Raw genomic sequence first — 15,494 nt, forward strand, 5'->3', positions numbered from 1 at the left:
AGGCTCTCTCACCCATAAAAAAGCGGAATGGGATTCCACGAGGAAAAGGAGTCAAGAAAAGATGAACGGACAAAACCGAAAGGATGTCACCGTGGGCGCACGGGTGAAAATCGTGCTCAAAGCGGACCAGAGAACAGGAAAGCTCACTGAGGGGAGAGTGGCAAGGCTTCTGACCAAGAGCAGCGCTCATCCCCACGGCATCAAGGTGATGCTGGAGGATGGACAGGTTGGCCGGGTGAAGGAAATATTAGAGCCGTAAGGACAAATACAAGGGCAGGCGTGTGACTTTTCCGCACAGCCTGCCTTTATTGTTGCCGCAGCTTAATCATTATTCAATTTTAGCAGCACCGGTAATACCGGCCTTTGCCAGCAGCTATTCTTCCAGCTATGGATATTCATCTTCATGTCTTTTTTGAAACAGCAAGTCTCTTTATTCGTCCAATAAATAACGCAGCATCTTTTCAGGATTTTCCAGAAAGCGGCGGGTCAGCTGATAATGCTCGGTTTCCCGGTAGTCCACAGAAGAAATGGCGTCCTCTGACAGCTGGTATACCTCCGCGCCAGGATAAGCGCTTCATAAACCTCATCCAGATAACTGGCGGCATTATAAAAGCTCTCGGCCCTCAAAAAGAAGCCGTCCTTAGGATAGGCGCTCCGCGAAAGGGTCAGGTGACGATAGAAATCGGAGTGAGTGCCAAAGGTGCCGGACCACAGGCAAACGGCAAAGATAGGAGTGCTCATCCACCGGTGACCGCATCCGTACGCTGCTGATATAATTCCGTTCCATTTGTTCACCTTTCTACCGTTTGCCCCTGACCGCATGGCGCTGGGTGTAGGTCAGCTTTCCATTGACACGCTCCGACAGCATCAGGCTGACAGTATCGGCTTCCGTCCCAAAGGGGATTCCCAGGAGTTGGCTCTCGTCAAGGGCTTTGTGGAGAAGCACCTGCCTTGCCAAGGTGATATGGGGAGAGAAACGGCGGTTTTCCAGGATAAAGCCCTTGCCTTGCAGGTGGGCGCTCAACTCTTTTTGCAGGGTGATCAGCGCTTTGTTCGTTCCCAGCCCAAGCCACCAGATGTCGCCGCCCTCGCGGCGGAACCGTCCGGCGTGGTCAAAGATCAGCTTCATGGGCGGGACCGCTGTGCTGTCCAGCGCTTCCCGCGCCGCAGCCTCGCGCCGCGGCTCCACCTCGCCTAAAAAGGCGAGGGTAAGGTGCAGGTTTTCCGGATGCGAGAAACTCCCGCGTCCCGCCTCCCGCAGGCGGCCCTGCACCGCGAGGATATGTTCTTTTGTCTGGGCGTCAAAGTTAATGGCGAGAAACAGCCGCATAGTCCGCCTTCTTTCCTTATCTTCTAAATGAGGATGCCATTGCAGTGGTCGATTTCGTGCTGGATAATCTGGGCGGTGAAGCCTTTGAAGTTTTGCAGGCGGGTTTGCAGGGCGGTATCTTGGTACTGGACCCTGATGTTTTTGCAGCGCCTGGCTTTGCGGGTGCCGGCAAGGGACAGGCAGGCTTCCTCCGTCTCATACGGTTCGCTTTGTTTGACGATTTCAGGGTTGAGCATCACCAGATAGCCGCCCTCGGCAGTCACGGCAATGATGCGTTTGGCCACGCCGATCATATTGGCGGCAAGTCCCACGCAGCAGCCGGCGTTGGCGGAAAGGGTATCCAGCAAGTCCTGGACTACGGACAAATCCTCCGCGGCGGCAGGGGCGGAGGGAATGCGCAAAAATGCTTCATCTTTTATTATCGCCTGTACCATGTGCTCATTTCTCCTTATTTGTTTACGGGGTGATGTCAGACGGAGGATAAACAGGGACTTGAGCGGAAGGTTTAATCTTGAAATGATTGATTTTCTTAAAGAATAGCACATAAATTTGTCTTAGGGCACCCCATTGTCCAGAGAAATGTTTGCCTCAAGGCTCTAACCCATTGGCAGACACTGTCTGGGGGTAATGGTTTTTTTATCATAGCAAGAGTTCAAGACACCTTGTTAGTCAGTGAGTTTTCACTGACTAATTCTGCATAATAGCCATTGTTTTGCAATAATTTGCTGTGATTGCCCATTTCGATGATTGTTCCGTTTTTCAAAACAATGATGTTGTCCGCGTTTTTAATGGTAGAGAGCCTATGGGCGATGATCAGGGTGGTTCTGTTTTTGACCGTGTTTTCAATTGCCTTTTGAATCAGTTTTTCGGTATTGGTGTCAATATTGGCTGTTGCTTCATCTAGAATAAATATTCTGGGATTATGGGCGATTGCTCTGGCGAAGGAGATGAGTTGTCTCTGCCCTGCTGAGAGGGTTGCCCCCCTTTCCATAACAGGCTCTTCCATACCATTAGGAAAGGAATCAATGACCGAATCGCAGCAAGAGTATTGTATCGCTTCGGAGAGCGTTCTTTCGTCGATTGGATTGCCAAGTGTGATATTGCTTTTAATCGTTCCGGAGAATAAAAATACATCCTGCAAAACAACTGAAATATTTTTTCGCAAATCTCTTAAGTTAAGATGATTGAGATTAAAGCCATCGATAAGAATTTCACCCTTTTGAATTTTGTAAAAGCCGCTGATAAGACTGATGATCGTTGTTTTCCCGGAACCTGTTTCGCCAACAAAAGCGACACTCTGACCCGGGCTTATTTTAAAGCTGACATCTTTTAATATCCAGTTTTCGTTATCATAGGAGAACCAGACATTTTTAAATTCAATATCTCCTTTTATTTCATCCATTGGGATTCCGGAATCTAAATCTTCCAAAATGTCTTTCCGGTTCAGCAAATCAAATATTCTTTCTGTTGAGACGAGGGCAGATTGAATGCTGGTATATCTTTCAGAAAGGTCTGCAATGGGGTTGAAGAACTGTTTGACATAAGTGGTAAAGGCATAAAGAAGACCGATTTGGATATGGTGATTGGAAATTTGGCCCATGCCGTACCAGATCAGGATGGCGACAGAAAGGCTTTGAAAAACCTCTGAGGCCGGCCGCAAAAAACTATTAAGCCTGACTTGGATCATTGTGGACTGAAAATATTCTTGATTCAGTTTTTTAAATTCCTGTTCTTTTTCTTTTTCCGCATTAAATATTTGAATGATCTTCATACCGGAAATATTCTCAGCCATGAAGCTGTTTATTTTTCCGATAATATGCTTTACCGTAAAAAAGTTTCTTCGCACTTTGTTCTTGATTACAGTGACGAGAGCGGCCATGGGGGGGATTACGGCAAGGGCGACCAGAGCCAGTTCCAGGTTTAAATGTATCATGGCATATAAAATACCGGTAAGTAAAAAGATGTCGTTGAAAAGGTTCATTAATACATCGGTATACATATCGCTGATTTCTGAAATATCATTTGTAGCTCGTGTGATCAGTCTCCCGGAAGAGGTTTTGTCCAAATAATGCAGCGGGAGCAGTTGGATGGTTTGAAAGACGCGTTCCCGCAAAGCTTTGATCATTTGCTGGCCGGCTGCGTTGATCACATTCACCTGAATGTAACCGAACAGGCTTCCGGTTAAAGAAACGAGTAAATATATTATTCCGATTGACGTAAGGGAATAGAAACCGGTCTGTGCTTTTTGACCAATGAACAAATCATCAATAACAAACTTGAGGATAATCGGCTTATAGATCACGGCTGTGTTGACGATCACAACACAAACGCAGGCCAGTAAGAGCTTGCTTTTTTGAGGGGAGGAAATTTTTAGCAGTTCTCTAAGGCTATTGACACTCCCGGCAGTGTTCGGTATGCTTCTCGCTTTGTTCCGCATAAATTTCATCATACAGCCCTCCCTTCTCGATCAGTTCCTGATGCGTGCCGCGTTCATAGATCTTGCCATTGTGCAGCAAGACGATTTCATCGCAATCAGAGACCGCTGAAATTCGGTGAGAAATGATGAGCGTTGTTTTTTCTTTTCTGTAGGTTCTGAAATTGTTCAGGATATGAGTTTCTGTGACCGAATCGACAGCAGAAAGAGCATCATCGAGGATTAATATGGAAGAATTTTTGATGACAGCTCTTGCGATGGAGACACGTTGTTTCTGCCCTCCGGAAAGATTCACACCGCGTTCTCCGAGTATTGTGTCAAAACCGGAAGGGAAGTTCGCGATGTTTTCGTATATGCTGCTATACTTTGTTGCCGCCTCTATCTCATCGTCAGAATAGATATTTTTAAAGGACATAATATTGTCTTTAATACTGGCCGAAAATAAAAAGGTATCCTGAGGGACCAGGCTGATGCTGTTTCTGATTGATTCCAGAGAATATTCATTAATGTCGATGTTATCCAGATAAAGCTGCCCCGGACCGACATTGTAAAGTTTGAGAAGAAGGTTGGTAATGGTCGTTTTTCCGGAACCTGTTTTCCCGATGACTCCGATGGTTTTGCCTTTTTCGATTTTGAGGTTTAAGTTTTCAAGCGCAGGTTTTTTCATGCCGGGGTAAGAAAAAGTAAGATTTTTAAATTCAATGGTTCCTTCGATGTTTCCCTGAATGGCAGCTTCACTGTCAAAAATACTCGGCGGAATACGGAAAATTTCTTCGAGTCTCTTTAAAGAAGCTACTCCCCGTTGGAAAAAGTTTATTACGCGTCCGATTGAAACAATGGGCGTCATGATCATGGCGAGGTAAGTGTTGAAGGCAACAAAATTTCCTACGGAGATCTGCCCGCTTAACACCATATGGCCCCCGAAGACAAGGCTCAGAACAAAGCTGAGACTGAAACATCCTTCAATAATCGGAGTAAGCAGAGATGAGGTTTTTACCATTTTTATATTTGCATCCAACATTTTGCTGCTAAGAACCTGAAATTTGTCAATTTCCTGGTCCTCCTGCACATAAGCTTTTACAACGCGTATACCATAAATATTTTCCTGTATCCTGTCTGATATTTCACCGAAGAGGTCTTGGACTGTTCCGAAGCGCAGCCGGATCTTTTTACCGATGAGAATGATCAGGAAAATGACGATTGGTATGGGGGTTATGGTCAAAAGAGTTAAACGGAAGTCAACCGAAGTCAGCATGAAGTAGATCGAAGAGGCGCAGATGACGATTCCGTTTATGGATTGAGCAGCAGCCGGTCCCAGAGACATTCGAACCGCTAACACATCATTGATGGCATAAGCAAGCAAATCTCCTGTTTTACGTTTGGTATAAAATTCAGGAGATAAGGTTTGAAAGTGTTTATATAGATCTTCCCGCAGCGTGCATTCAAATTTCCGGGCATTCCCGATAATGAACATTCTCCAAATATAGGTAAAGAGAAACGTGAAAAGGGAAATCAGAAGCATCAAACCGATTTCCCAAAGAATGCGATTTCTGTCGTAAGCTTCGTCTTTTAATAAATCGATTGTATTGCCCAATATTTTGGGGAAAAGGGTCTGAATGGAAGAAGCCAAAAACATAAAAGTTAGTCCGGTTAGATAAGTGATTTTATTTTCCGATACGAAGTTCAGCAAAATGTTATTTTTCAAGTTTTTCACCTGCTGAGTCATGATCTAAGGCTTTTTACCGACTCTCTTTCTATTAAGCTGCTTAAAATTGCAATGTTTTCATATGGTTTATTGGGATTGGTTATTCTTTTCAACAATGTCTCAACGACAGCTTGGCAGGCATACTCAAGGTTGAGATCCAAAGTCGTTAATGTGGGGGTAGAAAGGCTTGAGATATCTGTATTCCCGCTGCCGATAACCGAGACATCTCCGGGAACTTTTATTTTTTGGGAAGTTAGAAACTTCATTAATTCAACCGCCTTGATATCATCTTCGCAAATAAATGCGGAAGGAAGATTCGCGGTACGGATTAATTCGATAAGGGATGAGGAATATTCTGCTTCGGATGGGATAAAATATTCATTTTTGGAGGGGAGTTTATAATCTTCTAAAGCAGTAGTAATGCCCAAAATGCTTTCTTTATTTCTAATAAATCTGCTGTTGCCGATAAATCCGATTTTGGTATGTCCTTTCTTAATTAAAAGTTCACACAGCTTGTAGCCCGCGTTCACAAAGTTAAAGCGAATACAATCACAATCAACTGAGGGATAATATCCTGTGAAGAAGACAAGATTATCTATTTTTCCTTGAATAAAAGATAAGTACTTCAAAGTGAAACGGCCAATTAAAATGGCCCCGTCAAACTGAATCCCCTTAGACAATTTATAGGGCAGGGTTAGCTGCTTCTGGTTGTCGTTGTCTACAAATTCTACACTATAATCGGAATTGGTGTTCTGCAAAAATTTTTCCACTCCTTGAACCATGGAGCTAAAGTTGCTGTTGTCTTCCTTATAAGGTTTTTGGTGAAGGACTAAAATATTAAACTGATCAGCTTTTTTGCTTTTCTCATAGCCCAGTTCTTTGGCTTTTTCAATTATCTTATTTTTTAATTCTTCTCCGACACCGGTTTGACCTGAAAGCGCTCTGCTGACTGAAACCGAAGAGACGCTTAAAGCAGCGGCGATGTCATTAATGGTGACTTTGTTGTTCTTCAAAATAATTCCTCCATATATCAGTTAATGATAGAATAAAAAAATAACGAAATAAAATAAAGAAATTAAGTAAGTATTTAAGTGTTTTAGGTAAATATGTGTTTAAATTAAACGCATATTTTTTATGAAAAATAAGTAAATTATATGAATAACAGTATTGACATACAAGGGATTTAGTTATATGATTTCAAAAACATACTTAACACGTGGATATAATGTAGTATAGAAGATTTACACTTAATATTTTAATGCAATTTAAGTAATAATACAATGTTTTTTAAGTTGACTCAAGCAATGGGAGATTTAAATATTCCTTCTGAAGTTGCTCAGAATGATGTTTTAGGTCTCTTTTAATTTTATGTTTGGGGGCGAAAGATATGGGATTGATCGAAAATCTTCGTTTAAGTAAGAAGAGTATGTTTAATCTAGGTGGGATAAGCGAACCGAAAACGGAAAAGCTCTCCGTGTCTGATTTAGGAATAAGTTTTGAAAATACAAAGACCGGAGCAATTACTGATGCGGTAGAGCAAGTAAGCATTAATATTAATCCCGGCGAATTTGTTACAATAGTCGGTTTAAGCGGCTGCGGAAAATCTTCGTTTCTCAATGCCATTGCCGGTCTTGTTAAACCAAGCAGAGGAACAATCAAATTAGGCGATAAAACCATAGACGGCCCGGGCCAGGACAGGACAGTTGTCTTCCAAAAAGCTTCTTTATTGCCCTGGAGAAATGTCATTCGAAATATTACCTACGGACTGGAATTAAGAGGGATGAAATATAAAGATGCCCTAAACCATGCTGAAGAATATATTGAGATGGTCAATTTGAAAGGATACGAAAGCTTTTTCCCCTATCAGCTTTCCGGAGGGATGCAGCAGAGAGTAAATATAGCCAGAGCGCTTGTCTGTAAACCGGAAGTGCTTCTCTTAGACGAACCGTTTGCCGCGCTTGATGCAATAACCAGAGAAACAATGCAGAATGAACTGCTTTCACTATGGGAAAAAACGCGCAAGACGGTACTCATGGTTACTCATCAAATTGATGAAGCGGTACTGCTTTCAGACAGGGTAATTGTATTTTCCGCAAAGCCCGCAAGGATATTAGAAGAAATAAAGATTGATTTGCCAAGACCGCGGATTCCTGAAATAAGGGCGCATGTGGATTTTGATCTGCTTTCTACAAAAATTTGGAGTCTGATTCATACTTCGGCAAGAAAGAAAGTGGATGTAGAATATGAAATCTAATAATCAGGCAGCAATGATCAAAAGACAAATGATTAATCTGACCCAGAGTATCGGTCTTGGCGGAGGTGTTATTCTGGTGCTTCTGATCACGTGGGAAGTTTCCAGTGCTTTGAACCTGGTTAATCCGATGTTCGCAAGCTCTCCGGCAAGAATATTTACCGCTTTAATAAAGCTTTTTAAAAACGGTGAAATTATTCCGCATATCGTTGAAAGCAGTAAGGTCTTCGCGATCGGATATCTGATGGCAGCGGTGACAGGTATTCCCGCCGGGATTGCGCTGGGCTGGTTTAAGAAAGCCGGACTTGCGTTTGGTCCGATGATTGCAGCGTTTTACACAACTCCGCGAATCGCGCTTATGCCTCTTTTCATTATCTGGTTTGGTTTGGGAGTCGGCTCCAAACTGGCTCTTGTTTTTCTGAGCGCAGTTTTTCCTCTGATTGTGAACATGCAAACAGCGGTATCCAATTTAGATAAGGATTTCACGACAGTTGCCAAAGCATACGGAGCGAATCAGCGTCAGATTTTCTTTACAATTGCGCTGCCGGAGTCAGTTCCTTTTCTGATCACAGGGCTGAGGCTGGCAACAGGCCGTGCGCTCTTGGGTGTGGTCGGGGCGGAAGTATTTGGCGGCGCTGAAGGTCTGGGGTATTTGATTCAATATGCCGGAGCGACATTTCAGGTGGATAAGGTATTTGTATGCGTGGTTATCATTGCCGCAGCCGGAATCATTATGGATCGATCACTTCTCGCCTTAAATAAACGGTTTAGTTTATGGAGAGGTAATGATCATTAAAATCATTCCGGGCGGATTTGGTTGAAAGATAAACAACGAAGAGAAAAGGAGATTGATTATGATGTCAAGTGTGACAGCATTTGCAGGGGTGGATGTAGGCTCATTGGGAACAAAAGCAGTGATTCTTGTTGATGGTGAAATAGCGGGATCTACGATCATAAGAACCGGGATAAACACGGAAGAAAACGGCAATAAGGGCCTTGACGAGGCACTCGCCAAGGCGGGGTTAAAAAGAGAAGATCTGAAATACGTGGTAGCTACAGGATATGGCAGAATTTCCGCACCATATGCCAATAAGACGGTAACCGAGATTACTTGTCATGCGAAGGGAGCTCATTACATTCATCCTCAGACGAAAACTATTATTGACATGGGTGGACAGGATTGCAAGGCAATCAGGCTGGATGAAGACGGAAATGTTGTTGATTTTGCCATGAATGACAAATGCGCGGCCGGGACCGGCAGGTTTTTGGAAATTATGGCTAATGTTTTCAAAGTTCCTTTAGAAGAACTTGGTCCGCTGTCACTCAATGCAACAACCGTGTTGCCGGTAAGCAGCACTTGTACGGTTTTTGCCGAATCGGAAACGGTTTCGCTTCTGGCCAGAGGAGAAAAACCTGAAAACATTATAGTCGGTATTCATCACGCGATTGCCAATCGGGTCGGGGGAATGTTCTCGAGAGTCGGGATTCAGAACGACGTGTTTTTCTCCGGCGGTGTGGCGAAAAATATTGGGATGAAGAAAGCGCTGGAGGAGGCGCTGAACGTGCAGATTGTAGAACCAGGCCAAGATCCGCAGCTGGCCGGCGCGATCGGGGCGGCTGTAATTGCTGAAAATTTATGGAAAAGGGGCAAATAGTATGACGTTAAAGTCAATCGAAATAATCAGAAAACGTCTGCAAGAAAGACCGGGCGAAATTGAACAGGCCAGAGAGAAAGGGCAAAAGGTGGTAGGATGGCAAGGATACAACCTGCCGGAAGAACTCATTTATGCCTTGGGTCTTCTCCCGATAAGAATTGGCGCCGGCGGAGACGACAGGCTGGTTGAAATCGGAGCCAGGTACATTTCCACCAAGAATTGTGTTTTTGTCCGTGAGACGGTGGGTCTTTTCGCAGAAAATAAGGACCCATATGTAAAAAATACCGATTTTCTGGCCTTTGACGCAACTTGCCTGCAAACATACAGAACGGCGGAAATCCTTCAATATTATTTTCAGAAAACGGTCGCGATACTGGGCGTGCCCAGAAACTTCTATTGGCCGGAAGCAAAGGTTTATTTTACCAAAGAAGTAGAGCATTTCGTGAAAAGATTGGAAGAGCTTTCCGGCAACCGGCTTGATGAGAAAAAACTTCAGGAAACGGTTGTCTTATTTAACAAAATCAGAGAAGCAATTCTTAAAATCTATAACAACCAGGCAACCGAAGAAAGATTGATATCCTGGGAAGAAACCTATGATATGATCCAGGCGGGATATTTCCTCGACAAAAAAGAATATCTTCTTCTTCTGGAACAGGTTCTGCGGGAGCTGGAAGAAGCAAAAGGGAAAGCGATCATTGCGGAAACGGATGACCGGGCGAGAATTTTTGTATCAGGCAGTGTCATTCCGCCTGGAGATAAGAAGCTGATTAATATCATCAACGAAGTCGGAGGCAGAATTGTCGGTGAAGATCTCTGGTCGGGAATCATTCCCTATTTGGATGTTCATATTGAGGAGGATTCGATCCAGGGGATTGCTATCGCTTATATCAACCGGACACCGCACGGGGCCTTACCGTATCTGGAGCTGGACACAGATAAAAGAATTAAAAGACTGAAGGAATTAATTGAAACGTACAAGGCTCAAGGTGTAATCTACCATACACTGCGCTATTGCGACCCGTACACGTTTAAGGCCAAGGAAACAAAAGACGTGCTGGCGGCGGATCATATTCCTCTATTGGAGATTCACACCGAATACGCCGGATCAGATTATGAAGCCATTAGAACAAGGGTTGAAGCCTTTGTGGAAATGATCAAAAATAAAAATTTATAGGAGGCTTGTATGAGTGATTTGAATAATCTATTTAAGTTTCCGGAGGAGCTAAAGGAAGACTTTTTGAAAACGGCAGATATTATTTACAGGGATGGTTCCAGAACAGCTCCGGAAGAAATCTGGCATTACTTAACGGAGATAGGACCGGTCAAATATCCAAATCTTTATGACAACAGCCCTGAGTATGGGAGGAGATTCTCCGGTGACAATCTTCCGTACTCGCTGAAACACAATTATTTGCTGATGACCATGAATGACAGGATGACGAAAGCCAAGGAACAAGATGTTCCGGTGGTCTTTGTGCAGGGGGGACAAAGCGTCGATCCATACTATGCCGCGGGCGCAATTGCCCTGAGACCGGCCAGTACAGGAATATGGGCGCGAAGAAAAGAAGAAGGTCTTGATTTGAATCAAGATGCGGTCAGAAGTGCGGATGACAAAGAAAAGGCTTATCGGGCAATTAGCTTTGAAGCCTGCAATACGGCTGGATATGAGCATATTCAGGAAGGTAATCTTCCGGTAGATCTGATAGCCCCATACTCCTGCCTGCGTTGCTCGGATGTTTCTTACGGGCTGGAAGCGCACAGGCACGGAAACAAAAAAAATGTGAAGCTCTTTCTGGCGGATTACCCACTGGACCATCAAAAAGACAAGGAATGGGCAATTGAATATTTTGCGGCAAATATCAAAAGGCTGATTGAAACGATCGACGACCTCACCGGAAAAACAACAACAACCGAGGACCTGAGAAAAGAAATCAAGCTTCATAATGAAGGAAGAAAATTAGCCATTGAAATTGCGGAACTTTGGTGGAGCGCCCAAATACCGCCAACCAACGGGAAAGATAGAAGAGACCTTTTTCAGCTTGGGGGGATGGAACTGCATGGCGACCCTGAAGCGAGCCTGGGGCTTTTGCACGAGGCGAAGGCCAATATACAATACAGGGTTGAGAATAAAATCAAAGGGGACGGTGTTGCCGATAATCCGGCCAGAATCTTTGTATGCGGATCCTGTGTCTTTCCGAATGAATATCAAACAGAAGCAGCCGGAGGAATTATCGTAGGAAATGACAACCATTGGAGTGATATTACGACTCTGGTCGAGGAAGAGGGAGATCCGTTCTATAATCTTTCTAAAGCAATCCTTTCTTATCCTTACGAGCAACCAATTAAAGAACGCGCCCAGTGGACAATAGAACAAATCAAAAAATCCAGGGCCGATGGCGTCGTATTTTTATACAATTGGGGCTGCAACACCCAATCAGCTGTTGCCAGAGCACTGGTGGATGAAATAAAAAGCAATACAGGCCTGCCGACGTTAATTGTTGAACATGAGTTCGGAACAAAACAATCGGAGCAACTGCAAAATCGGATCAATGCATTTGTTGAAATGCTGGGATAAAAATAATTTAAGGAGATGTTTATGCTAATGAAGAAAAATTTGTTGAATGGCACAGCCTTTTTCTTGGTCATTGCTTTATTTGTATTGACCATAACCGGTTGCGGCGGCAACGCGAAACAAGCGGTTTCCGGAAGTAAAGAGCCGGTAAAAATAAGGCTGGCAAACCTGGCCGTGGGGTTAAGCTCTGCCTATCTGGATTTGGGGGTTGAAAAAGGGATCTTTAAAAAGTATGGGATCGACCTCCAAATCGTTAATTTTCCAAAGGGAGGGGCGGAAGCCACTGCGGGGGTTGCCAGCGGACAGGTTGATATGGGTAATTACGGGACCCCGATATTGACCGGAATATCCAAAGGACTGCCAATCAAAATTGTTGCTTCCCCGCCGGTGAAAGGGAATCCTTTTGTACTGGTTGGAACAAATGATACGAAAACGGTTGCTGACCTAAAGGGGAAAAGTGTGGCAACCGGCGCTCTTGGCGGGGGCAATCACCAATCCTTTCTGAAAGTTCTTGAGGGAAGCGGAGTGAAGGACAGTGAGGTTAAGGTTGTCGCTACCGGGGGAACCGACGCTTTCATGATCCTGAAGTCCGGGAAAGTTGCTGCGGTCATGACGAACGAACCAAGTGTATCCCAGATCGAAGCGGACGGATCGGGTCATGTCTTGGCAAAAGCCGAAGACTTTTACGGCAAATATCAACATAGCTTTATTTTTGCGACCGATGATTTTATTCAAAACCATCCGGAAAGCATAACGGATTTCTTAAAAGCGAGCAGAGAGTCTTATGAGTATTGCAAAAACAATTTTGAAGAGCTTGTGGCCAAGGGAAAAACCCTTGTAGGGCTGGATGAAAGCATTGTCAGAGAATATTATAAAAATGATATTGCAAAATGGGATCTTAGTTTCCAGGTTGATGCCGAAGGAACAGAGAACGCAGTCAAGATTTTAAAAGGCTTAAAAGAAATTGATGAGAGCGCTGTTTTTGACAAAGATAAATGGATCAATCTCAATTTTCTAAATGACACAGGCAAGTAATCTTTAGATTATTTTGGCAACTCATTCACCGTGCTGCAAGCTTCAGAGATTTAAGTACATATCTTTCGTTGTTTGCAGCCGGTTTCTTTTTGTATCACGAAGAAGGAAGATTTGAAGGATTAAGCATTTAAGCAGAGGAAATGGGCGGATTACTTATGGATCATTTATGCGGTAAGGTTCTTATCAATAGGTTTCCGGCTCTTCGTCATAAGAACTTTAGAATATTTTTAATCGGCCAAAGTATTTCTCTGATCGGAACCTGGATGCAAAGGGCGGCACAGCAGTGGGTAATCTATGAACTGACAAAATCGGCATTCATCGTAGGTTTGGTTGGTGTTTTTCAATTTACGCCGTTACTGCTGTTCTCACTTTTTGCAGGGGTGTTCGCCGACAGATTTCCCAAAAAAAGGGTTCTTTTATTGACCCAAACCATTCAAATGCTGCAAGCGTTTACCCTTGCCGTGCTTTTTTGGACAGGAAGGATTCAGTACTGGCATATCCTAATATTGGCGGGGGTTTTGGGATTAGCGCATACCTTTGATATGCCGACACGGCAATCATTTTTCATCGAACTGGTCGGAAAAGAAGCCCTGGGTTGTGCGATCGGAATGAATTCATCTATTGTGAATATTGCCAGAATCATTGGACCGGCTTTGGGGGGGCTTCTATTAATGTATTTTGGCGGTACGTTCTGCTTCTTTTTCAATGCCTTTAGCTTTATTGCAGTGCTGATTAGTCTGATGAAGATTCAATCATATCATGTGAATATCAGGAAAAAAGGAAAAAACGTTTTTCACGAAATCAAAGACGGTTTAAAATACATTTACGCAAAAGAAATTTTATTCCAGGCGATATTATCCATGTTGATTGTCGGAACCATTGCGATGAACAGCGATGTAATTATTCCGGTTTTTGCAAAAGAGGTGTTAAAACAACAGGCCGGCGGCTATAGTTTATTATTGTCGTCAATGGGGGTAGGTTCCCTGATTGGATCATTAATTTTTGCCGGAAGAAGCAAGATCACGTTTGAAAAGCAAAATCTTATGAAGACTTCGCTTTTGTTGAGTGTATTCTTAGTCTTTACAGGTTTATTGCAGAATTACTATTTGGTTATTTTCAGTTTAGCCGGAGTCGGTTTGTTCAGCATGATATTTATGGCAACCGTCAATTCCACCATTCAGTTGAATTCCTCCGACGAGTACAGGGGACGGGCGATGGGTGTTTATTCTATGGTATTTACGGGAACAACCCCTATCGGGAATTTATTCTCCGGAATAGTAACACAAAAATTTGGAGCAAATGCAAGCTTTATTACCTGTGGAGGATTATGCACATTATTGGTATTGCTTCTTTATCTGGTTAAGAAACAATAGGCTGTCAGCAGGCACCCGGCATCTTTTGGTATTTTCAAGGCAGGTGAAGCAGTACATTGTTTGGGGTAAACCCACTAATCCGGCTTGAAAGAAGTGTGGAAGGGATGTCCGGAAAGCTTTTTCTTTTTGGAGATCCTTCTGTTGCGTTCCCCGCTGCTGGTGCGGGATCGAATGCGGGCGATGCGGGCGCTCCAGTGAAGTTTCAGGCGGGGAAGGGGAATGTGAAAGGCTTAAGTTTGCCGCCGTAATGCTGTCGGATATCCCAGTTAGGCTGTTGGCGGCCCGGATAGATGTTCTTGGAAGCACAATGACTGTTGAATGGCCGGGGTTATCCCTGATCAGGCTGACAGGCATCTACAAATGCAGAGAAGAGCTGTTTGCTGCTTTCGTCAGGCAGAGAGTATTCCGGGTGCCATTGTACGGCCCATACAAACTTTTTTGCCGGCAAACAGACAGCTTCGGCCAGCCCGTCGGGAGCTGCTGCCATGACAGTAAGCTGTGGGGATATGGTATGGATTGCCTGGTGGTGGTAACTGTTGACATGAATCGCGTCTTTCCTGAGCAAATCATGCAGCGGGCTGTCTTTGGCGATCTCAAGGCGGTGGGCGGGGGTGTCATAAGGGGGAAGTTGTTTATGTTGGATAGTTGACGGAAATTGGGTGTTCAGGTCTTGATAAAGGCTTCCGCCCAACAGAACGTTCAACATCTGAATCCCTCTGCAAATACCGAAAACGGGTTTATCCAGATCAATAAGCCTTGTAAGCAATTGACTTTCCATGGAATCGCGTATTTCGACAACAAAGCCGCACTGGTCTGATTTAGCCTGATGATAAAGTGCCGGAGAAACATCATGTCCTCCGGTAAACAGGAATCCATCATACGCCGCGGCCAGTTGCCGGATGATCTGATCATCGTCTGTCAAGGGCAGAATGACCGGGCAGCCCCCGGCAGCGATAATACCGTCTAAATATCCCGGCAGCATCCAAATGCTGTTTTTATCTTCATCCCAAAGCGGGATAACTCCTATTGTACTTTTATGCATTCACTTCATCCCTCTGGTTTGAATAAAAAGGCGCTCCGGTATGAGCCAGAGCGCCTTTGCTAAAATCAGCATAGCACTGTTTTACAGATAAATCAAG

15 protein-coding genes are annotated in these 15,494 nt (G+C 44.1%); 8 read left to right on the forward strand and 7 right to left on the reverse strand.

Annotated features, from left to right (window positions below; translation table 11 throughout):
* Nucleotides 1-61: 61 nt before the first annotated feature.
* Nucleotides 62-259 carry a YwbE family protein gene (locus SGLY_RS05090; protein ID WP_013624214.1) on the forward strand — a complete coding sequence of 66 codons (198 nt, stop codon included), beginning with the start codon at nt 62-64 and terminating at the stop codon, nt 257-259.
* A gap of 227 nt (nt 260-486) precedes the next feature.
* On the opposite strand, the gene SGLY_RS17455 is transcribed toward SGLY_RS05090, so the two are convergent.
* The 6 genes from SGLY_RS17455 to SGLY_RS05120 form a co-directional block, all read right to left on the reverse strand.
* On the reverse strand, nt 487-741 hold the full coding sequence (locus SGLY_RS17455; RefSeq protein WP_242822977.1) for a hypothetical protein: 255 nt from the start codon (nt 739-741) through the stop codon (nt 487-489).
* Nucleotides 742-799: 58 nt separating this feature from the next.
* Nucleotides 800-1,330 carry an RNA 2',3'-cyclic phosphodiesterase gene (thpR, locus tag SGLY_RS05100; RefSeq protein ID WP_013624215.1) on the reverse strand — a complete coding sequence of 177 codons (531 nt, stop codon included), beginning with the start codon at nt 1,328-1,330 and terminating at the stop codon, nt 800-802.
* A gap of 23 nt (nt 1,331-1,353) precedes the next feature.
* On the reverse strand, nt 1,354-1,764 hold the full coding sequence (locus SGLY_RS05105) for a peptide deformylase (RefSeq protein ID WP_013624216.1): 411 nt from the start codon (nt 1,762-1,764) through the stop codon (nt 1,354-1,356).
* Between the two features lie 218 nt (nt 1,765-1,982).
* Nucleotides 1,983-3,779: an ABC transporter ATP-binding protein gene (locus SGLY_RS05110; protein WP_242822978.1), complete on the reverse strand. Its 1,797-nt coding sequence runs from the start codon at nt 3,777-3,779 to the stop codon at nt 1,983-1,985.
* Nucleotides 3,718-5,478, reverse strand: coding sequence for an ABC transporter ATP-binding protein (locus tag SGLY_RS05115; RefSeq protein WP_427916610.1), 1,761 nt, complete (start codon nt 5,476-5,478; stop codon nt 3,718-3,720). The genes SGLY_RS05110 and SGLY_RS05115 overlap by 62 nt, the downstream gene beginning before the upstream one ends.
* A gap of 8 nt (nt 5,479-5,486) precedes the next feature.
* Nucleotides 5,487-6,482, reverse strand: coding sequence for a substrate-binding domain-containing protein (locus tag SGLY_RS05120; RefSeq protein ID WP_013624219.1), 996 nt, complete (start codon nt 6,480-6,482; stop codon nt 5,487-5,489).
* Between the two features lie 374 nt (nt 6,483-6,856).
* Between SGLY_RS05120 and SGLY_RS05125 the strand changes: the two genes are divergently transcribed.
* From SGLY_RS05125 to SGLY_RS05155, 7 genes are all read left to right on the forward strand, one after another.
* The gene (locus tag SGLY_RS05125) at nt 6,857-7,723 is read left to right on the forward strand and encodes an ABC transporter ATP-binding protein (RefSeq protein WP_013624220.1); all 867 of its coding nucleotides are present in this window, start codon (nt 6,857-6,859) and stop codon (nt 7,721-7,723) included.
* Entirely contained in the window at nt 7,713-8,516 is an 804-nt protein-coding gene (locus SGLY_RS05130; RefSeq protein WP_013624221.1) for an ABC transporter permease, read from the forward strand. Before SGLY_RS05125 ends, SGLY_RS05130 begins: the two co-directional genes overlap by 11 nt.
* Before the next feature lie 58 nt (nt 8,517-8,574).
* The gene (locus SGLY_RS05135) at nt 8,575-9,375 is read left to right on the forward strand and encodes an acyl-CoA dehydratase activase (RefSeq protein WP_013624222.1); all 801 of its coding nucleotides are present in this window, start codon (nt 8,575-8,577) and stop codon (nt 9,373-9,375) included.
* 1 nt (nt 9,376) lies between these two features.
* Nucleotides 9,377-10,549, forward strand: coding sequence for a 2-hydroxyacyl-CoA dehydratase subunit D (locus SGLY_RS05140; protein WP_013624223.1), 1,173 nt, complete (start codon nt 9,377-9,379; stop codon nt 10,547-10,549).
* Between the two features lie 9 nt (nt 10,550-10,558).
* Nucleotides 10,559-11,950, forward strand: coding sequence for a 2-hydroxyacyl-CoA dehydratase subunit D (locus SGLY_RS05145; protein WP_013624224.1), 1,392 nt, complete (start codon nt 10,559-10,561; stop codon nt 11,948-11,950).
* A 27-nt stretch (nt 11,951-11,977) separates the two neighbouring features.
* Nucleotides 11,978-12,982, forward strand: a complete 1,005-nt coding sequence (locus SGLY_RS05150; RefSeq protein WP_041444660.1) for an ABC transporter substrate-binding protein — start codon at nt 11,978-11,980, stop codon at nt 12,980-12,982.
* A gap of 155 nt (nt 12,983-13,137) precedes the next feature.
* Nucleotides 13,138-14,355 carry an MFS transporter gene (locus tag SGLY_RS05155; RefSeq protein ID WP_013624226.1) on the forward strand — a complete coding sequence of 406 codons (1,218 nt, stop codon included), beginning with the start codon at nt 13,138-13,140 and terminating at the stop codon, nt 14,353-14,355.
* A gap of 328 nt (nt 14,356-14,683) precedes the next feature.
* Here SGLY_RS05155 and SGLY_RS05165 read toward each other — a convergent pair whose 3' ends face one another.
* Nucleotides 14,684-15,397, reverse strand: a complete 714-nt coding sequence (locus SGLY_RS05165) for a gamma-glutamyl-gamma-aminobutyrate hydrolase family protein (RefSeq protein WP_013624227.1) — start codon at nt 15,395-15,397, stop codon at nt 14,684-14,686.
* Nucleotides 15,398-15,494 lie beyond the last annotated feature (97 nt).

This window comes from Syntrophobotulus glycolicus DSM 8271, from assembly GCF_000190635.1.
GTDB lineage: Bacteria > Bacillota > Desulfitobacteriia > Desulfitobacteriales > Syntrophobotulaceae > Syntrophobotulus > Syntrophobotulus glycolicus.